The sequence below is a fragment of the Paenibacillus allorhizosphaerae genome (genome assembly GCF_042659105.1).
In the GTDB taxonomy this organism is placed as follows: Bacteria; Bacillota; Bacilli; order Paenibacillales; family NBRC-103111; genus Paenibacillus_G; species Paenibacillus_G allorhizosphaerae.
Map to the genome: position 1 here is coordinate 594,465 of NZ_JBHSRV010000002.1, position 21,892 is coordinate 616,356.

Genomic DNA, 21,892 nt, shown 5'->3' on the forward strand with positions numbered 1-21,892 from the left:
TATGAAAGCAAAGCAGCAAATCTACTCGATTAAAGAGCTGAATCGGTATATCAAGATGCTGCTCGAAGGCAATGACCGGCTGCAGGATGTATGGGTTCGCGGCGAAATATCCAATTTCACGCACCATTCCAGCGGACATATGTATTTTACGCTGAAAGATGCGGACTCCCGATTGAAAAGCATTATGTTCGCGTCCTACAATCAGCGTATCGGTTTTATCCCGCGAGAAGGTTCCAAAGTACTTGCATGCGGCAATATTTCGGTGTACGAACGGGACGGGCAGTATCAGTTCTACGTCACCCAAATGCAGCCCGATGGCATCGGGAGCCTGTATTTGGCGTTCGAGCAGTTAAAGAAAAAGCTTGAAGGCGAGGGGCTGTTCGCAGCCGCCCGCAAAAAGCCGATTCCGCGATTCCCGCGGGCGATCGGCGTAATCACTTCGCCGACAGGCGCTGCCGTGCGCGATATTATCATTACGCTGCAGCGACGTCATCCGGCGGTACCGGTGCTGCTGTACCCCGTTCTCGTTCAAGGGGCCCAGGCGGCGCCCTCCGTCGTCAAAGCGATTGAAGAAATGAACGCGCGCGGCGAAGTCGACGTCCTAATCGTCGGCCGCGGCGGCGGCTCGCTCGAGGAACTGTGGGCGTTTAACGAGGAAGCGGTCGCCCGCGCCATTTTTCGCTCGGCGATTCCGGTCATTTCCGCGGTCGGCCACGAAACGGATTTTACGATTGCCGATTTCGTGGCCGATTTGCGCGCTGCGACGCCTACGGCGGCCGCAGAGCTGGCGGTACCGCATCACCTCGAGTTGAAGCAGACGCTCAGCTTCCTGCAGCAGCAGCTGTACGCCGGCTTGTCCAAACAGCTTGCCGCCGGCAAAGAGAGGCTTAAAAGGCTGCAGCGCTCGCCATATTTGACCAATCCGCGAAGGCAGCTTTTGCTGCAGCAAACGGAACGTCTCGATCGCGTCCGCGAGCAGCTTATATATAAAATGCGCAGCCGTATGACGAAGTCTCAGGAGCGGTTAATGCGGTCGGAGCGGCGGATTGCCAGTTTCAATCCGAAGGAGCAAATCGTTTATTCGAGGAAGCGTCTGGAAGCCGCAAGCCGTGGGCTTGAGCTGTCCAGCTCGACGATTGTGAAGCGGAAAAAGCAGGAGCTTGTCTCGGCCATCCGCCAATTGGATGCCCTGAGTCCGTTAAAGATCATGCAGCGCGGGTATGGTCTCGTGTACGATGAAAAGGAAAAGCATCTGATCAAATCGTTAAAGCAGGTTCAGATCGGGGATATTGTGAAACTGCGTATGATGGACGGACGTATTGATTGTCATGTTTGGTCAATGGAGGAGAAGCATAATGACAAATCAGGAAGCGACGCCTAGCTTTGAGCAAGCGATGGATCAGCTGGAGCGGATCGTAGCGCAGCTCGAAAGCGGGGACGTTCCTCTGGAAAAGGCGATCGAGCTGTTTCAGGAAGGAATGAAGCTTTCCCAGCTTTGCGGCCAGAAGCTGGAACAGGTTGAGCGAAAAATTGAAATTTTGCTGGAACAGGACGGCGGAATGGTGAAGAAACCGTTTCAGCCGGGTGAAGAAAAAGGGGACAACCGATGAGCGTTACAGACGGCAGCATTACACAGTATCTAGAGCAATATACGCTTAAGGTGGAAAGCGCATTGCTGGAATCCGTGCCTTCCGCTTGGAACATCCCGCAGACTTTAAGGGAAGCCATGATGTACTCGCTGATGGCCGGCGGCAAGCGGCTGCGCCCTATATTCGTGCTCGCGGCAGCCGAGTCGCTCGGAGGAAATCCGGAATCGGCGATGCCGGTCGCATTGGCAATCGAGATGATTCATACGTATTCTCTCATCCATGACGATTTGCCGGCTATGGACAATGACGATTTCCGCAGAGGCAAGCCGACCAATCATAAGATGTATGGGGAAGCCATGGCGATTCTCGCCGGCGATGCGCTACTGACCCACGCGTTTTTTACCATAGTGCAGGCTTCGCGCGCGCATGACGTGCCGGCCGGCGTCGTGGCCGACATCGTGGAAGAGCTCGCACGACTTGCGGGCGCTCCCGGGATGGTGGGCGGACAAGCCGCCGACATGGAAGGAGAACAAGGCTTGACGAAGCTGTCGGAGCTGGAGTACATTCACCTTCACAAGACGAGCGATTTGATCGTATTTTCCTTGAAAGCGGGAGGGCGCATCGCAGGGGCGAATGCGGAACAGCTCGCTGCACTGGAGCGGTTCGGGACATGCATCGGGCTCGCTTATCAAATTCAGGACGATATTCTCGATCTGATCGGCGATGAGCGGAAGCTGGGCAAACCGGTGCAAAGCGATATTAAACAGCAAAAAGTAACGTATCCGTACTTCATCGGAATCGAGGCATCGCGGGCGAAAGTTGAAGAGTTGACGGCCGAAGCCAAGCTGTCCATCACCGGCGCAGGTTTTGCGAATCCGGAGAGGCTCTTGCAGCTCGCGGACTATTTGGTGAAGCGCGATTATTAATCGCTTCCGCTGGGAAAGGCTAAACTTGTCTAATATTTGCAAATCGTGTTTCATTTGAGCGTTTTTTGGTCGTATGCTATAATGACTTCAAGTGTCATGCAGGAATGATGCCCGAATACGACGGTTCATTTATAGTGCACTTCGATTGCGATGGAATGGTAACGGAATACAAATAAATTACGGTTCGGCCATGCCGGACCATTTCACGCCCATATGATTGGAAGGCTTTTCAAAACAAGCTGTACTACATATGAGAGCATCGTCTCGGCATACATTTTTTTCAAGCAAGCGAAAAAATCAACCATGGAAAGCGGGGGGACAAACGTGCTGCTCGATCATATTCATCAGCCTGAAGATTTGAAGCATTTGACAACGGAACAGCTGGAGCAAGTGGCGGCGGAAATACGCGAGTTTCTTGTCGAAAAGCTTTCGGTCACAGGTGGACACCTCGCACCAAACCTTGGTGTTGTCGAGTTAACGATTGCACTTCATTATTTGTTCGATAGTCCTGACGATAAGTTTATATTCGATGTGGGGCACCAATCGTACGTTCATAAAATTTTGACAGGACGGAAAGACCGGTTCGATACGCTGCGCATGTATAAAGGATTATGCGGTTTTGTGAAGCGTTCCGAAAGCGAGCATGACGTATGGGAAGCGGGACACAGCAGTACGTCTTTGTCGGCGGCGATGGGGATGGCGGTGGCCAGAGATCTGAAGAAAGCGAACAACCGGGTCGTTGCCGTGATCGGCGACGGGGCGTTAACCGGAGGAATGGCGCTTGAAGCGCTCAACCATATCGGTCACGAGAAGCGTAATCTGATGGTCATTCTGAACGACAACGAGATGTCGATCGCTCCGAACGTCGGCGCGCTGCATAACTATTTGGGCCGTATCCGTTCAGACCGGCATTACGTCAAGGCGAAGGAAGAAGTCGAATATTTGCTTAAAAAAATTCCGGCGATCGGCGGCACGCTTGCCAAAACCGCCGAGCGGCTGAAAGACTCGTTCAAATATTTGATTGTCCCCGGCGTATGGTTCGAGGAGCTCGGCTTTACGTATCTCGGACCGGTCGACGGTCACAACTTGCCGTTACTGCTTGAAACGTTGAAACAGGCCGACAAAGTAATCGGACCTGTGCTTGTGCATGTCATCACGCGGAAAGGCAAAGGGTATTCCCCTGCCGAAGCCGATTCGCAAAACTGGCATGGCGCCAGTCCATATAAGATCGAGTCGGGAAAAATGATCAAAGCCGTTGGGCCTCCGATGTATACGGAAGTGTTCGGCAATACGCTCATTGAGCTTGCCAAGCAGGACGAACGAATCGTTGCGATTACGCCGGCCATGCCGTCCGGATCGGGGCTGATCAAATTTGCGAACACGTTTCCGGACCGGATGTTCGATGTGGGGATTGCGGAGCAGCATGCAGCCACGTTCTCGGCCGGACTTGCGTCGGAAGGGCTTAAGCCGGTCTTTGCCGTCTACTCGACATTCCTGCAGCGCGCATATGACCAGGTCGTTCACGATATATGCCGCGCCAATTTGAACGTTGCGTTTGCGATCGACCGTGCCGGCTTCGTCGGACCGGACGGAGAAACGCATCAAGGGATTTACGATATCGCATATCTCCGCAGCATTCCGAACATGACGCTGATGATGCCCAAGGACGAGAATGAACTGAGACATATGCTGAAGACCGCGGTCGAATATAACGACGGGCCGATTGCCGTCCGTTATCCGCGGATTAACGGCTTAGGCGTGCCGATGGACGAACCGCTGAAGACGATTCCGATCGGAACGTGGGAAGTGCTTCGACCGGGAGAAGATGCGGCTATCCTTGCGGTCGGGCCGATGATTCCAGTAGCGCTGGAGGCAGCGGAACTGCTGAGCAAGGAAGGCGTCGGGGTGCGCGTCATCAATGCCCGCTTCATTAAACCGATGGATGAGGCGATGCTGCTGCAGCTGGCGAAAGAAGACTTGCCGCTGATTACGCTCGAAGAAGGCGTACAGATGGGCGGCTTCGGCAGCGGAGTTTTGGAATACTATTCGAGTCAAAATTTACACGGGATGCGGGTCAAAATTATCGGCGTTCCGGATTATTTCGTGGAGCACGGGTCCGTACCCGAGCAGCGTCATGAAGTCGGATTTACGGTGGAACGGCTTGTGTCCGAACTGCAAGCGTTAGTCCCGCGCAAAAGACAAAGGGCTTAAAGAAACTTAGGAGCTATTCATTGTTATGGCTGGAGAGAAGACGGAAAAAGAAAGACTGGATATTTTACTCGTTGAGCTGGGACATTTCGAAACGCGAGAGAAAGCGAAAGCCGCGCTGATGGCGGGGCTTGTGCTCGTCGACGACGAGCCCGCCGACAAGGCGGGGACGAAGATCTCGCGAAATGCCCGAATTCAAGTAAAAGGCGCGATTCATCCTTACGTGAGCCGCGGCGGATTGAAGCTTGAGAAAGCGCTGGACTTGTTTCAAATCGATCTGGACGGTGCCATCATGCTAGATATCGGAGCGTCGACCGGCGGATTTACGGACTGCGCGCTGCAGCGCGGTGCCATTCATGTGTACGCCGTCGATGTCGGCTACAATCAGCTTGACTGGTCGCTGCGCAAAGATCCGCGCGTAAGCGTAATGGAACGTACGAACTTCCGGTATATGCAGCCGGGCGATTTGAAAGGACCGCAGCCTTCCTTTGCTTCCATTGACGTATCCTTTATATCGCTAAAATTGATTTTGCCGCCACTTAAGGAGCTATTGGCTCCAAAAGGCAAAGTCGTTGCTTTGATTAAGCCTCAGTTTGAAGCAGGTCGGGAAAAAGTGGGCAAATCAGGCGTTGTTCGGGACTCCGCTACGCATAAGGAAGTGCTGCAAGCGATCTTGGCGTTCGCGGTTGACACCGGCTTTGCGGTTAAAGGATTGACTTATTCCCCCATTAAAGGCGGGGAAGGGAATATTGAATTTTTAACCTGCCTGGAACTTGCTGGCGAGCCGGGATGGGACGATGCCGCCATCGACCGTGCGATTGTTGAAGTCGTTGAAGCATCGCAAAACATGAACAACTCATCTGTCTAGGATGAGTTTTTTTGCCTTTTTTAGAGGATTTTGGGCGGTTTTGCTCGAATAGGTAGGTTGAGGTGATTCCATGCAAAGCGGGGACGGATTCGTTATTTTTTTGATCGTGGTCCTGATCGGCGCTTGGCTTTACTTTTACATTCGGGCACAATTGCGTCGCACGGTCGGGCAACCGGCTCCACTGGATTTAATCGAGGAAGAGGACGTTCCGGAAGACGATGCGACGGTTCTGCTGGAGGAAGAAGGGTATAGGCTCGTATCCGGTAAGAAACGAATACCGATCACTATTTCTGTGAACGATGATGAGGAACTGCACAGCCGCTTGTATATCGATTATATGGTAGAGAAGGATGGCCTATATTATACCGTCAAGCTTGCGAGCGAGCATAAGCCTCTGGACATGGCGGGAAGCGCTATACGCGACCGATTGCTCGTCTACCAGCTCGTTTACCCGCAAACGTCCGGCGTTCTTTACGTGGACGTGCTTGAGCATCAAATTGATCGTTTTGTGTTTGTTTTGGACAAGGGCGAATGAATAAATAAGCAGGATTGACTTACCAGGGAGGATGCCATGAAGGCCCAACGACATATTAAAATAAGGGAAATCATCACAAACGGCGAAATCGAAACGCAGGACGAGCTTGTAGAACAGCTGCGGGCAGCCGGATTTCATGTAACGCAGGCAACGATTTCGAGGGATATTAAAGAAATGCATCTGATCAAGGTGCCGCTGGATGACGGCAGATACAAGTACTCGATGCCGGCGGATCAGCGGTATAATCCAATGCACCGGCTCAAGCGTGCGCTGAACGATCATTTTGTCCATATCGATTATACGGAAAACTTGGTTGTGCTGAAGAGCCTTCCGGGAACGGCAAACGCCATCGGCGCGCTCATCGACAGCCTGGAATGGAACGAAATTATGGGGACGATATGCGGCGATGATACGATTCTGATTATTTGCCGTAACAAAGAGCACAGCGGGCATATCGTAAATCAAATTCTGGGGATGCTCAGTTAAAATATTAAAGAGGTGTCGGTATGCTTCAAGAGTTGTCTATCCGTCATTTAGCGGTTATTGAGCAGGTGGAATTGCATTGCAAAAACGGTTTTCACGTACTAACCGGTGAAACGGGCGCCGGCAAGTCGATCATCATCGATGCGCTCGGCTTGATCGCCGGAGGCCGTAGCTCTTCCGATTTGGTGCGCTACGGCAGCGACAAAGCGACCATCGAAGCATCGTTTCAAGTAGGTTCGGATCACCCCGTTTGGACGATTTTGTCGCGACTGGGAATAGAAGGCGACGCAGAAGAGCATCTTATAATTCGCAGGGAAATTACGGCGCAAGGAAAAAGTGCCAGCCGGATTAACGGACAAATGATCAATTTAGCCATGCTCAAGGAAGTCGGAGAATGCCTGGTGAATATTCACGGCCAACACGAGCATCAATCGCTGTTTAAAGTGGAAGAGCATGTCCGCTGGCTTGATTTGTTCGGCGATGCACAAATCGGACCGGTCAAGAAAGCGTATCAAGCGGCTTACGATGAGTACCAGTCGATAAGGAAGCAGGTGCGCGAGCTTCAGGAAACAAGCAAGCAAGCGCTGCAAATGATGGATTTGTATCGTTTTCAGGTGGAGGAAATTCGTTCCGCCAAGCTAAAGCCTGGAGAGGACGAGCAGCTCACGGAGGAAAGACGCAAACTTTCCAGCGCCGAAAAGCTGTTCCAGAACGCAGCGGATGCGTATGACCTGCTGTATGGCGGGAGCAAGGGACTTGATGCGATCGGGCGTGCCGCGCAAAAGCTGCAGGATATCGCCGCGATCGATCCGGCCAAGCTACAGCCGCTCGCCGAGCAGGTGCAGAACGCATTTTACCAGCTGGAGGACGCCGCTTATCAAATGCGTGATTATCGGGATGAGATCGAATTCAATCCTGCCCGGCTGGACTTTATCGAGCAGCGGCTCGACCTGATTTCGTCGCTTCGCCGGAAATATGGCGAGAACGTCGCCGATATTTTGGCTCATGTCGAGAAAATCGAGCAAGAACTTGACCTGATCGAGAACAAGGACGAAAAGCTGCAGCAGCTGCAGCAGCAAGAGGAAGCCGCGATCCGCGAGCTTCATCAACGGGCCAAGAAGCTTACGGATCAGCGCCGGCTTGTAGCCGAACGGCTGGCTTCCGAAATTGTAACCGAGCTGCGGGAGCTTCATATGGAAAGAACGCAATTTAAAGTGCAGATGGATGCGCTTGATGTTCATAAGATGAGCCGTGACGGCGCCGATCAAGTGGAGTTTCTCATTTCGGCTAATCCCGGTGAGCCGATGCGTTCGTTAAGCAGAATCGCCTCGGGTGGCGAAATTTCGAGGGTGATGCTCGCGCTCAAGTCAATCTTCGCAAGAGTCGACCGAATTCCGGTTCTTGTGTTTGACGAGGTCGACACCGGAGTCAGCGGACGCGCGGCGCAAGCCATCGCTGAGAAAATGTCAAAGCTGTCCCGCGGCTGCCAAGTATTCTCGATTACCCATTTACCACAGGTGGCTTGTATGGCGGATGTTCATTACCGAATTCATAAAATGACGGATGGCGAACGCACTTATACGAATATTGACGACTTAAGCGACGGTGAGCGGATCCACGAGCTGGCGCGGATGCTTGGCGGAGTGGAAGTAACCGATAAGACGCTGCAGCACGCCCAAGAAATGATCACATTGGCGAATGATAAGAAGGCATCGATCGGTGCTGCATTGCCAAAACTATAGACTGTACGGAAAGAAATGAACATCGAGGCAGGCTCGGGTTTTTAGGCGAATCAACCAAAGCATGAGGTGTTGGATAAAGGACGTTTGACGACAGTGGTACCTCGGAGATATTGTTGACAACTGAACATCACCATAACTTGGATGTTCAGTTGCAACGTTTGTTGACAACTGGTCATCACCGTAACTTGGATGTTCAGTTGCAACGTGGGTGGGAGCATTTTGGAGTTATAAAACAAAAGGTCAGGGGTTAACTTAAAGGTACACAAACGGCGGTTAAGCTTTACAGCGCAAGGCCCGAAAGCTTATTATACCGGAAACCGGGCCGCTGCCCAACGTAATTTTTACAGTTAAACCGGCTGCCGCCAAGCCAAGGAAGCAAGGGAGCGTGAGCGAATTGAGTTCCAACCAGAGAAAAAGATTGATTGGATTAATGCTCGTCCTCTTCGTTTGTTTGGGATGTTTTACTACCCCTTTCCGAAGCTTTGCCTCATTCCCCGAGGAACTCCGGTTATTCACCGGACAGCAGACCCGATTGCAGTTAGCAATGCCGGTCAGTGCGCAGGTCATCGTAAACCACCCGGAAGTATTGAAAGTCAATGGATTGGCTGAGCACTCATTTCAAGTCGACTTGAATCATCCCCTTTCACTCGAATCGTATCAGGCAGGCCAAGCGGAAATGAAACTGAAGCTTTTTGGTAAAATTCCGCTGAAAACCGTAAAAGTCAACGTCGTGCCGGATCTGAAAATCATCCCGGGCGGCCAAACCATCGGCGTCAAACTCAAAGCTGCAGGAATTATGGTCGTCGGCCATCATTTGGTTGCCGTGTCGGATGACAAGAAAATATCACCTGGCGAAGAAGCGAAAGTACAGCTTGGCGACTTGATTATGAAAATGAATGGCAAGCCGGTGAACGATGTCAGCAAAGTGGCGGATTTGGTTAAGGCGGCGGGAGAAAGTAAAAAACCGATTGTTTTGACCGTAATCCGCAATAAAGAAACAATTGAGATTTCCATTACGCCGGCGTACGATGTTACGGATAAAGCTTACCGGCTCGGATTATACATTCGCGATTCCGCGGCGGGTGTCGGTACGTTGACATTTTATGCTCCGGATCAAGGCGTTTACGGTGCGCTGGGACATGTAATTACCGATATGGATACTCAGACCCCCATTGTAGTCGGAGACGGTGAAATCGTCCATTCTAACGTCACGTCCATCTCCAAGAGCCAGAACGGTGAGCCGGGAGAGAAGAGAGCCCAATTTTCAAAAGAAAGCAAAGCGATCGGAAATATCGAGAAAAATACGCAGTTCGGCATTTTCGGTAAAATGTTCAATGCGCCGGATCATGCGCTGATCAATAAAGCATTGCCGGTCGCTTTTGCGGAAGAAGTGAAAGAGGGACCTGCGCAAATTTATACGGTCGTCAATGGTCAGAAGGTTGAGAAATTCGATATTGAAGTGGTTCATGTGGCGAAACAAGATTATCCCGCTACCAAAGGGATGGTCATTAAAATAACCGATCCGCGGCTATTGGAAAAAACCGGGGGCATAGTTCAGGGGATGAGCGGTAGTCCGATCGTGCAAAACGATAAAGTGATCGGCGCCGTCACCCATGTATTCGTGAATGATCCGACCAGCGGTTACGGATGTTTTATCGAATGGATGCTGCAGGATGCCGGAATTATGCTGCGCACGTCAGGTAAGAATGAAGCGATGGAACTGAAGGCGAGTTAACCTTCAGTTCTTTATTTTTTTGGTGGAATGGAACTGGTTTTGTCGAATAATGTATTATATTGGATAGAAATATTCATTATAAAATAAAAACAAAAAAAAATCCAGAAAAATAATATTCGACAGAAGGAAAATTATATTCCATGTCGAAATTGTATTATAGGTAAATAATGCTAATGATTTTTGCTTGTAATCGAAGGAGGAGCTTAACGTTGCAAACCATTGAAGTTCTATTAGCAGATGACAACCGTGAATTTACAAATTTACTATCCGAATTCATCGACGATCAGGACGATATGAGAGTAACTGGGATTGCTTATAACGGGAACGACGTTCTCCGCTTAATAGAGCAGAGCCAGAAAGTGCCTGATATTCTCATCTTAGATATCATTATGCCGCATTTGGACGGATTGGGCGTCCTTGAAAAATTGCGCGAGATGGATTTGAATCCGCAGCCGAAAATCATTATGCTCACGGCATTCGGTCAAGAAAACATTACGCAAAGAGCCGTTCAGTTGGGCGCATCGTATTATATATTAAAACCGTTTGATATGGAAGTATTAACCAATCGGATTCGTCAGCTCTTTGGTACGAACCAATCGATGCCGATGGTTTCTTCGTCGAATATGTTGAAAGCGAACGTCGTCCAGTTGCCTAAAGGCAAAAATCTGGACGCCAACATTACAACGATCATCCATGAAATCGGCGTGCCTGCGCACATTAAAGGCTATCAATATTTGCGTGAAGCGATTACGATGGTCTACAACAATATCGAGATTCTTGGCGCCATTACGAAGACGCTTTATCCGGCCATCGCCGAAAAATATAAAACAACGCCGAGCCGCGTGGAGCGCGCGATTCGCCACGCGATTGAAGTCGCTTGGACGCGCGGTAACATCGACAGCATCTCCCATTTATTCGGATATACGATCAATATTTCCAAAGCGAAGCCGACGAACAGCGAATTTATCGCCATGGTTGCGGACAAGCTCAGAATCGAGCATAAAGTGTCGTGAAAGGGTAAGGATTAGTGCAATTATACGGAACGACGATCGTGTTCCAAACTCGCCCGATAAATCGAAACGATTTATTGGGCTTTATTTTTATATTCCGTGTCCACATGTTATGCTGGAAATGTATTCAATACGACTTTACGCGAGCCGGAGGAAGAACAACAGATGAAGAAAGCAATAATGTATGTGCTTGTTTTTGCAATCATTGTTACCGCACTGTATCAAGATTGGTCTAAAGGAAAAGAAAGTCAAGGGCTTGCGATGTATGAAATAAAGGCTGCATTTCAAAAAGCCGGAATTCCCCTCGCACCGGTGCCGGACGCTACCTATTTTACGCTTTACGGAAAAGAACCTTTTATGTTTGAAGCCGACGGAAGCGCTTTTGCCATTTATGTTTACAAATCTTCCGAAATGATTCCCGCCGCGCTGGAAGATTTCGAGGCGCAAACGGTCAACGTAAAAGCGGTATTGTCCGAAATCTACAAAGTCAAAAATGTGCTGATCTTTGAGGCAAGAGAACTCACCGAACCAAGCGAGAAAGTCCAAAAAGCCATTGAGAACTTGAAAGGATAAGAGCACATGACTGCGAAAGCTGTCTTCTTTATAGGGGGAGGTTCGGCGCAAGAGCTTGAATCGGTATATGAAACGATGGCCCGATATATAAAACCGTCGGATCACGTACTCGTTATTCCTTTTGCGACCGAAATAAGCCGTTATGAGCCTTGTTTTGACGGTGTGTTATTACCATTTGCCCAAATAGGCATTAACCGTCTCAGTCTGTTAAGCATCCATGAAAACACGGAGACGATGATCCGAAAAATGGAGTCGTCACAAGTGTTGTATTTCGCAGGAGGTTTGCCGGATCGACTGCTCGAGAGGTTGGAACAGAAACGAATCGTCGATGCGATAAAAGCTCATTCCGGCATACTGATCGGATTTAGCGCCGGCGCACTAGCCTTTTGCAAAGACTGTATTATTACGAAAGATGAAGATTATCCGCAAACGAAAGTCGTAAATGGGCTGGGCATCGTCGAATTTAGCGTGGAAGTACACTATAAGCAGGCGATTGATGAAGAATTGTACGGCTTATCCGATCGACGTCCCATCTATGCATTGCCGAATGGCAGCGCTTTACATTGGAACGGCAGCTGCATGATGCCGATCAATCAAGTCATTCGGTTCGAGCGCGGTGAAAAAATCGAATGTATTCATCCACATTAGGAGTTGCAATGGTCCATGCCGATCATCCGAACCGAACTGTACATCAGGGCACCAAGGGAGCTATGTTTTGACCTTGCTCGAAGCATCGATATCCATGCTGAGTCGACAGCGCAAACGCGGGAAAAGGCGGTGGCTGGAATTACCCATGGCTTTATTGAACTCGGGCAATCGGTTACATGGGAAGCCGTTCATTTCGGAATCAGGCAGCGGCTCACGGCGAAAATAACAGAATTCGAGAGACCTTGGTATTTTGTCGATGAAATGGTAAGCGGTGCTTTCAAGCGGTTCCGGCATATGCATGAATTTAAGTCAGCAGCCGGTGGCACCTTGATGATTGATGTGTTTGATTATACTTCGCCGCTAGGGATGCTGGGCAGTATGGCCGATAAACTGTTTTTGGAAAACTATATGAAAAAATTCCTTGTCCAAAGGAACGAATATATTAAGCAAACTGCAGAAAAAACTGCTTTGAATGAAAATTGGCAGCAGTGACGTTTTACTTAGGTATGCTAAGTATCCGACTTGAATAAGGAACGGTTGAACGAGCTCCACTTCGATTCGTTGTCTTTGCTTTCCTTACAATACCCAACGTGATAATTATCGCTTCCGATGCGACTGAAGCCTGTTTTAAAAATTTTTTTTGCGGTATGGATCGGTTCCACTTTTTCGCAAATAAAGCAGTAATAATATAAATCGCTTGTCATGAAGAAGCTCCCTTAATGAGTAGTTACATGCATATTATAAAACAAATCCCATTTGTCCAGTGGTAATATATTACTTTTTTATTTGCGAGATGGCAAACATTATTGGAAAAATGATTCCAGATATATTTACGTCAAAAGCCGGGTGCATTTTGCACCCGGCTCGTTTAGCTTGCTGCATTAAGGACGAATTTCACATTTGTTCTTAATGAAGCTAATTTGATTTTCGAGGCGGTTCCGTCGTTCCTGCAAGTCTTGGTCCGCATTGCTTCCTGAAGCTTGCTGTAAAGATTGAAGCTCGTCTTGCAATTGGTTTAGGTCGTTGCCCGCATTGGAGCAATCGTAGTTGCTTTCCAATTGATTAATCATGGACAGACACCTCCATCATCGGCTGAAATCATCTGTTAGTATGGGTAAGCAAGGGTGAACTAATGCCGAAGCTGCGAATGCAAATACAGGATAAGACGCGCATTCGATGAATGTTCCCATCTGGTTTTGGTTAGGTTAAGAAAAGAAAATCGAATCGGGGTTGAACGTCACGATGACCAAGTTGAGCTTATCCCGAAGCAAAACCAAACCGATCAAAGGGATCGTGCAAGTCGACCGCAGCACCAAAATGCTGCTGCGTCGTATAAGATCCGGGGCGATCGCAGTTATCGCGCACGATGATCTGGACGAGCTGGCTGTTCATGGGCTGTTGCAAGCGCGGGTAAAAGCCGTCGTCAACGCTGGACGGACGATGAGCGGGCGATTGGCTTCGACAGCCGTACGGCTCTTATTGGAGCGTGGGATTTTCCTGTATGAAATTGAGCCGAATGATTTTGCGGCAATCCATGAAGAAGATGAAATCGTCATAGCCGAGCGCGGCATATGTTTGCCTTCCGCCTGGATTCCTAGCAGACGCTTTGGTATGGAAGATTGGCATCAAGCGTATCAAGCGGCAAGAGCGGAAGAAGCGGCTTGTCTTTCCGATTTCGTTGACAATACGCTGCATCATGCGGAACTGGAAAAACGCTTCATGCTGGAGCCGATACAAGCGCAACAAATACGGACACGCTTTGAAGACAAGTCGGTCGTCATCGTTGCGCGCGGGAAAAACTACGTGGAAGATTTAGCTTGCTTGAAACCGTATATTGCCGGCGTGAACCCCGTCCTTGTAGGTGTCGACGGCGGAGCGGATGCGCTGATCGAGCAAGGCTATATACCGCATCTGATCGTCGGTGATATGGACAGCGTCTCCGACCGGGCGCTTCATTCCGGCGCTGAACTGATCGTTCATGCTTACCGGGACGGCAGAGCACCGGGAAGGGAGCGTCTACAGAAATTGGGACTAGACGCACATGAGCTGGCGGTAGGCGGAACAAGCGAAGATTTGGCGCTCCTTCTTGCTTATGATCATCAATGCGAACGGATCGTGACGGTCGGTTTGCACAGTCACCTTCATGATTTCGCAGCCAAAGGACGAAGCGGGATGGGCAGTACGTGGCTCGTGCTGATGAAAGTTGGCAATCGGCTCATTGATGCGAGAGGTCTAAGTACATTGTACCCGTTTTTAGCGCAGTATGATCGCCACGGGCGCGACTTGCAAGATAGAAGCAAGGGCACAGCCTCACGTACATTATTCGAGCTATGCCGCCGTATTTCCATTTTTTCGCGGAAGGAGAAGAAAATCCATGGCGCCGCTCATCTCCGTCATCATTCCCGCTTGGAATGAAGAAGAAACGCTGCCCAGCACGCTCATTGCCATTCAACGCGTCCGCCAGGAGCGGACGGAAACGGCTTACGAAGTCATCGTCGTCGACGACGGCAGCACGGACGGAACAAGCATGGCCGCGCACCCGTGGGCGGACTTGGTGCTGCAATTGCCGAAAAACGAAGGTAAAGGAGCGGCAATGCATGCCGGATGGCAAGCTGCTTCCGGAAGCATTATCCTGTTCCTCGACGCGGATTTGGCGGAAACGGCCGATCAATTTCCACTGCTGCTCGAGCCGCTTTTTCGCGAAGAAGCCGATTTGGTCATCGCCGCACTTCCTCCGGCGGTCAAGCGCGGAGGTATCGGGCTCGTCAGGAAGCTGGCAAAGCACGGCGTGCAAGCGTTGTGCGGGCACACTCCCGTTGCGCCGCTCTCCGGACAAAGGGCCGTTCGGAGGGAAGTGCTTGAACGGTGCGGACGTTCTTTCAAAGGTTTCGGTGTTGAAGTAGGGATGCTCGTAGATACGGTAAAGATGGGATATCGCGTGAGCGAGCTACTGGTGCCGTTTTCGCATCGCGAAACGGGCAGAGATGTACATGGCTGGCTGCACCGGGGAAAACAGTTTTATGCGGTTGGTCAGGCCTTGTGGCAGTGTTGGAGGAAGCCGGTATGCTGATCGATGCCGCACTAACCGCGATTCTGCTGTTGGCCGCGGGAACGGTATTACTGCCGGGTTACTTGCGATTCATGCAGGAGCATCGGTTGGTAGAAGTCAACTATCGCGGGGAATCGATACCAACCGCCTGCGGTTTATTCTTACTGCTTGTGCTGCTGATCGGCTACTTGCTGCAGAAGCTGACGGGATGGACGACGCTTCCGTCGGAGGCGGAGTTTGTTTTGGCAGCCGTATTGGTTGGAGTTGCCGGGCTGCTCGATGATCTGATCGGAGATAAAAAGACGAAAGGCATCGCGAATCATTGGAGAGCATGGCTGCAGAGGGGGATGCCGAGTACGGCGGTGGTCAAAGCTGCGGCGGCCGGAGCAGCCGGTATTTTGTTATTTGCAGGGAGCGCTGCTTCTTCAATCGAAATGATACTGCATGTGCTGTTGCTGCTATTAACGACCAATGCAGTCAATTTGATGGATGTCCGGCCTGGAAGGGCGCTCAAATTTTATTATTTGCAGCTAGCACTGCTCTTGGCTGCGGCAAGTTTCGGTAGTAGCGCGGTGGATCCACTATATTCGGGGCTCGGATGGGTGTTTTTGCTTCCGATCACGGCCGGAGCGGCGGTATTAACGTATGCCGATGTAAAGGGGCGGGCGATGCTCGGGGATACCGGGGCCAATGTGCTCGGATTTACACTCGGGTGCGGATGGGTATGGTATGCGTCGGTTGCCGCTCAAATGACGCTGATTTTGCTGCTTTTAGGGCTGCACGCATTGACATGGAAACGATCGCTTACCCGGATGATCGAGGGTAACCGTTGGTTAAGCTTCATCGACGGTATCGGCCGGGAGCGAATTTGAATGCAGGAATGAGAGGCAGGCTTGCAGCAGGGGCCTACCTCTTTTTGCGTTTGGCCCGAAAACGGGGGGCGACGTAATTGCGTTTGCGATCGCGGAAAAAAGTCCAGCCGCCGATGAAGGCGACGCCTGCGCAAAACAGGATAAAGCCGAGAATAAATTTGCCCCATGGAAAACCGCTCACGGCGGAAGCCGGATCAAATACCGTAAATAGCGAATCTTTCATGGCCAGAAAGCCGTACGTCGCGGAGATGCCGGGTACGACGAGAAGGAGAATGGCGATAAACCGGGAAACGATCGCTTTCATATGTGCTCCTTTTTGTACAATTGTTCGATCCTACGTTACCATAAAATTAAAGCGAATTCATTCTATTTCACAAAATGGACTATATTTCTTAGGGCAAATATGGTTAAAATAAGAGAATCATAGAGGGCAGGAGGAATCTAAATAATATGACCCAAGCATATGATGTGATCGTCCTCGGCGGGGGAATCGGCGGCTATACGGCAGCCATTCGCGCCGCGCAGCTCGGCAAGAGCGTGGCGATCGTAGAACAGGACAAGCTCGGCGGCACTTGCTTGCACAAAGGGTGCATTCCAAGTAAAGCGCTGCTGAGGTCTGCTGAAGTATATGCACTGATGAAAGACAGCCAGCGGTTCGGCGTCGAGGCCGAATCCGTCCATATCGATTTCGGCAAAATCATGAGCCGCAAAAGCGCCGTTGTGGAACAGCTTCATAGCGGTCTTCAATATGTAATGAAAAAAAATAAAATAACCGTATATCGGGGCCTCGGTAGAATTATAGGCCCTTCCATCTTTTCTCCGCGCAGCGGTACCGTATCGGTGGAGCAGGAGGACGGCGAGATTTTGACGCTGGTTCCGGAGCGGCTCGTGATTGCGACAGGCTCCAGACCGCGATCAATCCCGGGTCTGGAACGCGACGGCGAGCTGATTATGAACAGCGACGATGCGTTAGTTCTCGATCGTCTGCCCGAATCGATTCTGATTATCGGCGGCGGCGCCATCGGCGTGGAATGGGCTTCGATGCTCAGCGATTTCGGAACCGACGTCACGCTGATCGAGTACGCGCCGCGGCTTGTTCCCGGAGAAGATGAAGACGTATCCCGCGAGCTGGAACGGCTGCTCAAAAAGCGCGGCGTAAAAGTAATGACGGGCGCTAAAGCGATGCCGGAGACGGTACAAAAGCAAGAAACAGGTGTTGCTTTGACGGTTGAACATAAAGACCGGCATGTGCCGATTACAGTCGAGCGGGTACTTGTCTCCGTAGGGCGTCAGGCCAACATCGAAGGAATCGGTTTGGAGAATACCGATATCAAAATCGATAACGGCTACATTCGCGTCAACGATTCGATGCAAACTGCGGAGCTTCATATCTATGCCGTAGGCGATTGCATCGGCGGGCTGCAGCTTGCGCATGCAGCCGCGCATGAAGGGATCGTCGCGGTCGAGCATATGAGCGGGATGGAGCCGCATCGTTATGCGCCGCACCAGGTGCCCCGCTGCATTTACTCGCGTCCGGAAATCGCCAGCGTCGGCTGGACGGAGACGCAAGCGAAAGAGCGGGGGTACAAGGTCAAAACGGCCAAAGTGCATTTTAAAGCGCTCGGCAAAGCCCTTGTATACGGCGAGAGCGACGGTTTCGCCAAAGTAGTCGCCGACGAGGAGACGAATGATCTGCTCGGCGTGCATATCATCGGACCGCACGCGACCGATTACATCGCGGAAGCGGCGCTGGCTCAACTGCTCGACGCGACGCCATGGGAAGTGGGGCAAACGATTCATCCGCACCCGACCATGTCGGAAATATTGGGCGAAGCGATGCTCGCCGTGGATGGAAAGGCGATCAGCATATAAAAATTGTGTTCATAATCGAAACCGATTATAATATATATAGTGCTAAGTATTAGCACCAGGTATTAAGGTTTGGTTATAAAAAGATCCATTGCTTGTCAAAGCGTATTTTAATGTAAATCAAGAGGAGGCGCTGCCCCATGTCCGTCGGACAACTATTGAAGCACAGACAGCTCGGATTGACAGATGAGCAGGTCATCGAGATGTACACATACATGCTGAAAGCACGAACCTTCGATGAACGCAGCTTTGTACTGCAGCGATCCGGCAAAATCGCTTTTCATGTATCCGGGATCGGGCAGGAAACGGCTCAAGTGGCCGCCGCTTTCGCGTTAAATAAACAAAAAGACTACTTCCTTCCCTATTATCGGGATTACGGCTTTGTGCTCACCGTCGGCATGACGATGCGTGAGCTGATGCTCTCGGTTTTCACCAAAGCGGAAGATCCGAATAGCGGCGGTCGGCAAATGCCCGGCCATTTCAGCCACCGGAAGCTGAATATTGTCACCGGGTCGAGTCCGGTTACGACGCAGGTACCGCATGCGGTAGGTTTTGCGCTTGCGGCCAAAATGAAGAAGCAAGACTTCGTATCGTTCGTTACGTTCGGAGACGGTTCCAGCAATCAGGGCGATTTTCACGAAGGCTGTAACTTTGCCGGCGTTCACAAGCTGCCCGTCATTTTTATGTGCGAAAACAATCAATACGCCATCTCCATCCCGCTGCACAAACAGGTGAGCGGCAGCATCGCGGAGCGGGCCATCGGCTATGGATTTCCGGGCATCAAAGTGGATGGGAGAGACGCGCTTGAAGTGTACCGCGTCGTGAAGGAAGCAAGAGAGCGGGCGCTTCGCGGCGAAGGACCGACATTAATTGAAGCCGTCATGTACCGAATCCCGCCTCACTCCACCTCGGATAACGATATGCTTTATCGTACGAAGGAGGAAGTCGAGGAGAATAAAGCGAAGGACGGACTGCCGATGTTCCGGAAATATTTGATCGATGGCGGTCTGTGGACCGAGACGCAGGATGCCGAACTGGCGGCTGCTTTACTGGAAGAAGTCAAAGAGGCGACGAAATATGCGGAGCTCGCTCCATTCCCTACGGCGGAAGATACGCTTCGGCATGTATTCGCCGAGGAAGGAGAGGTGTAACATGGCTGTCATTACTTATTTGGAAGCGATTCGGACAGCAATGCAAGAAGAAATGCAGCGGGACGAGAACGTATTCGTGCTCGGCGAAGATGTTGGCAAAGGCGGCGTCATGAACGCAACCAAAGGGCTGCGCGACCAATTCGGCGAGGAACGCGTCATGGATACGCCGCTGGCGGAATCTGCGATCGCCGGCGTAGCAATCGGTGCGGCGATGTACGGCATGAAGCCGGTAGCCGAGATGCAGTATGCGGACTTCATCTTTCCGGCAACGAATCAGATCATCAGCGAAGCGGCCAGAATCCGCTACCGTTCGAATAACGATTGGAGCTGCCCGATTGTCATTCGGGCGCCTTACGGTGCCACCGGCGGCGGCGCGCTGTACCATTCCCAATGTCCGGAATCGGTCTTTTTCGGGACGCCGGGGTTGAAAATCGTGGCGCCTTCGAATCCGTACGACGCCAAAGGCCTGTTGAAAGCGGCGATTCGCGATGCCGACCCGGTGCTCTACTTCGAGCACAAGAAGTGCTACCTTGGCGTAACCGGTGAGGTGCCGGAAGACGACTATATCGTTCCAATCGGCAAGGCCGACGTGAAACGGGCAGGTACCGACATCACTGTCATTTCTTACGGATTGACCGTGCAATATGCGCTTCGGGCTGCGGAAGAATTGGCCAAGGAAGAAGGCATCAGCGCGCATATTCTCGATCTGCGGACCATTCAACCGCTCGATACGGCGGCGGTGCTTGAGGCCGCGGGGAAAACGGGCAAGGTGCTCATCATTCATGAAGACAACAAAACCGGCGGCGTAGGCGCGGAAGTGTCGGCCATTATCGCGGAAGAGCTGCTGTTCGAGCTGGATGCTCCGATCATGCGCCTGTGCGCACCCGATGTTCCGGCCGTAGGGATGAATCCGCCGATGGAAAAGTTTTTCCTGCTCAATACGGATAAAATTAAGGACGCTATGCGCAAGCTGGCGCTGTTTTAGGGAGGGACGAGAACATGAGCGAAACATTGGGTGGTACGGAAGTCACTGTTCCTCATTTGGCGGAAAGTCTCGTTTCCGCGACGGTGGCCAAATGGCTGAAGCAGCCGGGTGATTATGTCGAGCAATACGATGTGCTGTGTGAGCTTATCACCGATAAAGTAACAGTGGATATGCCTTCTCCGATAGAGGGCAAGCTTGTACGGCTGTTGGTTGAGGAAGGAACGACGGCGGCCGTGGGCGAAGCGATCTGTATCATTGCCGAACCGCAGCACGCGCAAGCGGAGTCTGCGATTGCGGGCGCTCCGGTAGGCGGAGCAGCCGCATCAGCATCTGCGGACGGCACGCAGCGGCAAGAAGGCGGAGAAATGCAGGGGAGATATTCACCGGCCGTACTGAAGCTCGCCGCTGATTATGGCATAACACTGGCGAATGTGAAAGGATCCGGTTTAGGCGGGCGGATTACGCGCAAAGACGTGGAGAATTATATAGCGGCGGGAGCGGGTAAAGATAAGGTCGTTTCCCGACCGGTGGACGAAGTAAATAGGGCCGTTTCCGCTGCCGCCGCGGAGCAAGGCGTGTTTGTATCTTCGCCGCCGAAAGTGTCCGTACGCTCGACAGGAATTCATTTGTCGCAAAATCCGCCGCTTCCGAATATCGAAGTGGTCGGCCAGCCGCTGGAAGGCCGGGGCGAGTATTTGATGGACGTCACGCCGATGCGCAATGCGATCGCAAGAAACATGAGGCAAAGCAAAACCGAAATTCCTCATGGCTGGATGATGATCGAAGTCGACGTGACCAATTTGGTGTTGCTCCGCAGCAAACTGAAAGGCGAATTTATGAAACAGGAAGGCATCAACCTGACGTATTTAGCCTTTTTGCTGAAAGCGGTCGTCAACGCCATTAAAGATTACCCGATCATGAATTCGGTGTGGGCCGTCGATAAGATCATCGTAAAACGGGACATTAACATTTCACTTGCCGTCGGCACGGAAGATTCGCTCGTAACGCCTGTCATCAAAAATGCCGATCAAAAAAATATTGCCGGCCTCGCACTCGAGATCGACAAATATTCCCGGAAAGCCAGAGCGGGTAAGCTGACGCTCGACGATTTGCAGGGCGGTACGTTCACGGTGAACAATACCGGATCATTCGGTTCGATCTTGTCTTACCCGATCATCAACTATCCGCAGGCAGCCATTCTGACTTTCGAATCGATTGTCAAAAAGCCTGTCGTCATTCAAGACATGATCGCCGTAAGATCGATGGTGAACTTGTGCTTGTCGCTGGATCACCGGATACTTGACGGCGTAATCTGCGGGCGGTTCATGCAGCGGGTCAAAGAAAACCTGGAATCTTACAATCAGGACACGAAGCTTTATTAGGAGCTTGTCCTAGATAAACAAATTGACCGTGAACAGCAAAGTGGATAACACCATGGAAGCGATCATAACGTAGATGATGATTTTAAAAATCAGCTTGTTCTGCATGCGTTTCAGCTCCTCTTCATGGTAATACTTATATTTATGAGATCGGAAAGAGCACCGTTCCGAACCGATGGTTCGTCTTTCGGATCCTTCAAGAAAAGCTTCATCTACTATCGAATGACCTTTGCCTAGAGGGCCTGGTCTTTGATTTAGAAGCTTTTCTTT

The 21,892-nt window shown here is 51.1% G+C and carries 23 protein-coding genes; 20 read left to right on the forward strand and 3 right to left on the reverse strand.

Going from position 1 to position 21,892, the window contains the following annotated elements:
- The first annotated feature begins 1 nt into the window (after position 1).
- The 13 genes from xseA to ACFQI7_RS11375 all read left to right on the forward strand — a co-directional run bounded on the left by xseA (position 2) and on the right by ACFQI7_RS11375 (position 12,809).
- The gene (gene xseA, locus ACFQI7_RS11315) at positions 2–1,381 is read left to right on the forward strand and encodes an exodeoxyribonuclease VII large subunit (RefSeq protein WP_218099162.1); all 1,380 of its coding nucleotides are present in this window, start codon (positions 2–4) and stop codon (positions 1,379–1,381) included.
- Positions 1,356–1,610, forward strand: coding sequence for an exodeoxyribonuclease VII small subunit (gene xseB / locus ACFQI7_RS11320; protein WP_218099161.1), 255 nt, complete (start codon positions 1,356–1,358; stop codon positions 1,608–1,610). Before xseA ends, xseB begins: the two co-directional genes overlap by 26 nt.
- Positions 1,607–2,515 (forward strand): polyprenyl synthetase family protein, encoded by a 909-nt coding sequence (locus ACFQI7_RS11325; protein WP_218099160.1) that lies wholly within the window; start codon positions 1,607–1,609, stop codon positions 2,513–2,515. Before xseB ends, ACFQI7_RS11325 begins: the two co-directional genes overlap by 4 nt.
- A gap of 303 nt (positions 2,516–2,818) precedes the next feature.
- Positions 2,819–4,726, forward strand: a complete 1,908-nt coding sequence (dxs, locus tag ACFQI7_RS11330; protein WP_218099159.1) for a 1-deoxy-D-xylulose-5-phosphate synthase — start codon at positions 2,819–2,821, stop codon at positions 4,724–4,726.
- Positions 4,727–4,751: 25 nt separating this feature from the next.
- Positions 4,752–5,591: a TlyA family RNA methyltransferase gene (locus tag ACFQI7_RS11335; protein WP_218099158.1), complete on the forward strand. Its 840-nt coding sequence runs from the start codon at positions 4,752–4,754 to the stop codon at positions 5,589–5,591.
- 70 nt (positions 5,592–5,661) lie between these two features.
- Positions 5,662–6,126, forward strand: a complete 465-nt coding sequence (locus tag ACFQI7_RS11340) for a hypothetical protein (protein ID WP_218099157.1) — start codon at positions 5,662–5,664, stop codon at positions 6,124–6,126.
- A gap of 36 nt (positions 6,127–6,162) precedes the next feature.
- The gene (gene ahrC / locus ACFQI7_RS11345) at positions 6,163–6,612 is read left to right on the forward strand and encodes a transcriptional regulator AhrC/ArgR (RefSeq protein WP_218099156.1); all 450 of its coding nucleotides are present in this window, start codon (positions 6,163–6,165) and stop codon (positions 6,610–6,612) included.
- A gap of 20 nt (positions 6,613–6,632) precedes the next feature.
- Positions 6,633–8,351, forward strand: a complete 1,719-nt coding sequence (gene recN / locus ACFQI7_RS11350; RefSeq protein WP_218099155.1) for a DNA repair protein RecN — start codon at positions 6,633–6,635, stop codon at positions 8,349–8,351.
- A gap of 394 nt (positions 8,352–8,745) precedes the next feature.
- Positions 8,746–10,086 carry a SpoIVB peptidase gene (gene spoIVB, locus ACFQI7_RS11355; RefSeq protein WP_268966826.1) on the forward strand — a complete coding sequence of 447 codons (1,341 nt, stop codon included), beginning with the start codon at positions 8,746–8,748 and terminating at the stop codon, positions 10,084–10,086.
- Positions 10,087–10,295: 209 nt separating this feature from the next.
- Positions 10,296–11,099, forward strand: a complete 804-nt coding sequence (gene spo0A, locus ACFQI7_RS11360; RefSeq protein WP_218099153.1) for a sporulation transcription factor Spo0A — start codon at positions 10,296–10,298, stop codon at positions 11,097–11,099.
- Positions 11,100–11,261: 162 nt separating this feature from the next.
- Positions 11,262–11,669: a hypothetical protein gene (locus ACFQI7_RS11365; protein ID WP_218099152.1), complete on the forward strand. Its 408-nt coding sequence runs from the start codon at positions 11,262–11,264 to the stop codon at positions 11,667–11,669.
- 6 nt (positions 11,670–11,675) lie between these two features.
- Positions 11,676–12,317, forward strand: coding sequence for a Type 1 glutamine amidotransferase-like domain-containing protein (locus ACFQI7_RS11370; RefSeq protein ID WP_218099151.1), 642 nt, complete (start codon positions 11,676–11,678; stop codon positions 12,315–12,317).
- Positions 12,318–12,332: 15 nt separating this feature from the next.
- Positions 12,333–12,809 carry an SRPBCC family protein gene (locus ACFQI7_RS11375; protein ID WP_218099150.1) on the forward strand — a complete coding sequence of 159 codons (477 nt, stop codon included), beginning with the start codon at positions 12,333–12,335 and terminating at the stop codon, positions 12,807–12,809.
- Positions 12,810–13,198: 389 nt separating this feature from the next.
- Here the strand turns inward: ACFQI7_RS11375 and ACFQI7_RS11380 are convergent, their stop codons facing one another.
- On the reverse strand, positions 13,199–13,387 hold the full coding sequence (locus ACFQI7_RS11380) for a DUF2524 domain-containing protein (protein ID WP_218099149.1): 189 nt from the start codon (positions 13,385–13,387) through the stop codon (positions 13,199–13,201).
- Positions 13,388–13,559: 172 nt separating this feature from the next.
- Here ACFQI7_RS11380 and steA point away from each other — a divergent pair, with 172 nt between their 5' ends.
- Genes steA through ACFQI7_RS11395 form a run of 3 tightly spaced genes read left to right on the forward strand, consistent with a single transcriptional unit; the run spans position 13,560 to position 16,238 of the window.
- Entirely contained in the window at positions 13,560–14,732 is a 1,173-nt protein-coding gene (gene steA, locus ACFQI7_RS11385; RefSeq protein WP_218099148.1) for a putative cytokinetic ring protein SteA, read from the forward strand.
- On the forward strand, positions 14,692–15,387 hold the full coding sequence (locus ACFQI7_RS11390) for a glycosyltransferase family 2 protein (protein ID WP_218099147.1): 696 nt from the start codon (positions 14,692–14,694) through the stop codon (positions 15,385–15,387). The genes steA and ACFQI7_RS11390 overlap by 41 nt, the downstream gene beginning before the upstream one ends.
- A complete protein-coding gene (locus ACFQI7_RS11395) occupies positions 15,381–16,238 on the forward strand; it encodes a hypothetical protein (protein ID WP_218099146.1) in 858 nt (285 codons plus the stop codon). The genes ACFQI7_RS11390 and ACFQI7_RS11395 overlap by 7 nt, the downstream gene beginning before the upstream one ends.
- A gap of 34 nt (positions 16,239–16,272) precedes the next feature.
- On the opposite strand, the gene ACFQI7_RS11400 is transcribed toward ACFQI7_RS11395, so the two are convergent.
- Positions 16,273–16,542 (reverse strand): DUF2627 domain-containing protein, encoded by a 270-nt coding sequence (locus ACFQI7_RS11400; RefSeq protein WP_218099145.1) that lies wholly within the window; start codon positions 16,540–16,542, stop codon positions 16,273–16,275.
- Between the two features lie 146 nt (positions 16,543–16,688).
- On the opposite strand from ACFQI7_RS11400, the gene lpdA reads away from it, so the two are divergent.
- The 4 genes from lpdA (at position 16,689) to ACFQI7_RS11420 (ending at position 21,625) form a co-directional block, all read left to right on the forward strand.
- A complete protein-coding gene (lpdA, locus tag ACFQI7_RS11405; RefSeq protein WP_218099144.1) occupies positions 16,689–18,110 on the forward strand; it encodes a dihydrolipoyl dehydrogenase in 1,422 nt (473 codons plus the stop codon).
- A gap of 137 nt (positions 18,111–18,247) precedes the next feature.
- Positions 18,248–19,258, forward strand: a complete 1,011-nt coding sequence (locus ACFQI7_RS11410; protein ID WP_218099143.1) for a thiamine pyrophosphate-dependent dehydrogenase E1 component subunit alpha — start codon at positions 18,248–18,250, stop codon at positions 19,256–19,258.
- Between the two features lies 1 nt (position 19,259).
- On the forward strand, positions 19,260–20,243 hold the full coding sequence (locus ACFQI7_RS11415; protein WP_218099142.1) for an alpha-ketoacid dehydrogenase subunit beta: 984 nt from the start codon (positions 19,260–19,262) through the stop codon (positions 20,241–20,243).
- Positions 20,244–20,257: 14 nt separating this feature from the next.
- Positions 20,258–21,625: a dihydrolipoamide acetyltransferase family protein gene (locus ACFQI7_RS11420; protein ID WP_329958231.1), complete on the forward strand. Its 1,368-nt coding sequence runs from the start codon at positions 20,258–20,260 to the stop codon at positions 21,623–21,625.
- Between the two features lie 9 nt (positions 21,626–21,634).
- Here ACFQI7_RS11420 and prli42 read toward each other — a convergent pair whose 3' ends face one another.
- Positions 21,635–21,730: a stressosome-associated protein Prli42 gene (gene prli42 / locus ACFQI7_RS11425; protein ID WP_218091294.1), complete on the reverse strand. Its 96-nt coding sequence runs from the start codon at positions 21,728–21,730 to the stop codon at positions 21,635–21,637.
- Positions 21,731–21,892 lie beyond the last annotated feature (162 nt).

Bases quoted from the DNA above. Each gene is read 5' to 3' on its own strand.
- xseA (WP_218099162.1), top strand. From the start codon at position 2: ATGAAAGCAAAGCAGCAAATCTACTCGATTAAAGAGCTGAATCGGTAT.
- xseB (WP_218099161.1), top strand. From the start codon at position 1,356: ATGACAAATCAGGAAGCGACGCCTAGCTTTGAGCAAGCGATGGATCAG.
- ACFQI7_RS11325 (WP_218099160.1), top strand. From the start codon at position 1,607: ATGAGCGTTACAGACGGCAGCATTACACAGTATCTAGAGCAATATACG.
- dxs (WP_218099159.1), top strand. From the start codon at position 2,819: ATGGAAAGCGGGGGGACAAACGTGCTGCTCGATCATATTCATCAGCCT.
- ACFQI7_RS11335 (WP_218099158.1), top strand. From the start codon at position 4,752: ATGGCTGGAGAGAAGACGGAAAAAGAAAGACTGGATATTTTACTCGTT.
- ACFQI7_RS11340 (WP_218099157.1), top strand. From the start codon at position 5,662: ATGCAAAGCGGGGACGGATTCGTTATTTTTTTGATCGTGGTCCTGATC.
- ahrC (WP_218099156.1), top strand. From the start codon at position 6,163: ATGAAGGCCCAACGACATATTAAAATAAGGGAAATCATCACAAACGGC.
- recN (WP_218099155.1), top strand. From the start codon at position 6,633: ATGCTTCAAGAGTTGTCTATCCGTCATTTAGCGGTTATTGAGCAGGTG.
- ACFQI7_RS11365 (WP_218099152.1), top strand. From the start codon at position 11,262: ATGAAGAAAGCAATAATGTATGTGCTTGTTTTTGCAATCATTGTTACC.
- ACFQI7_RS11370 (WP_218099151.1), top strand. From the start codon at position 11,676: ATGACTGCGAAAGCTGTCTTCTTTATAGGGGGAGGTTCGGCGCAAGAG.
- ACFQI7_RS11375 (WP_218099150.1), top strand. From the start codon at position 12,333: ATGCCGATCATCCGAACCGAACTGTACATCAGGGCACCAAGGGAGCTA.
- ACFQI7_RS11380 (WP_218099149.1), bottom strand. From the start codon at position 13,387: ATGATTAATCAATTGGAAAGCAACTACGATTGCTCCAATGCGGGCAAC.
- steA (WP_218099148.1), top strand. From the start codon at position 13,560: ATGACCAAGTTGAGCTTATCCCGAAGCAAAACCAAACCGATCAAAGGG.
- ACFQI7_RS11390 (WP_218099147.1), top strand. From the start codon at position 14,692: ATGGCGCCGCTCATCTCCGTCATCATTCCCGCTTGGAATGAAGAAGAA.
- ACFQI7_RS11395 (WP_218099146.1), top strand. From the start codon at position 15,381: ATGCTGATCGATGCCGCACTAACCGCGATTCTGCTGTTGGCCGCGGGA.
- ACFQI7_RS11400 (WP_218099145.1), bottom strand. From the start codon at position 16,542: ATGAAAGCGATCGTTTCCCGGTTTATCGCCATTCTCCTTCTCGTCGTA.
- lpdA (WP_218099144.1), top strand. From the start codon at position 16,689: ATGACCCAAGCATATGATGTGATCGTCCTCGGCGGGGGAATCGGCGGC.
- ACFQI7_RS11410 (WP_218099143.1), top strand. From the start codon at position 18,248: ATGTCCGTCGGACAACTATTGAAGCACAGACAGCTCGGATTGACAGAT.
- ACFQI7_RS11415 (WP_218099142.1), top strand. From the start codon at position 19,260: ATGGCTGTCATTACTTATTTGGAAGCGATTCGGACAGCAATGCAAGAA.
- ACFQI7_RS11420 (WP_329958231.1), top strand. From the start codon at position 20,258: ATGAGCGAAACATTGGGTGGTACGGAAGTCACTGTTCCTCATTTGGCG.
- prli42 (WP_218091294.1), bottom strand. From the start codon at position 21,730: ATGCAGAACAAGCTGATTTTTAAAATCATCATCTACGTTATGATCGCT.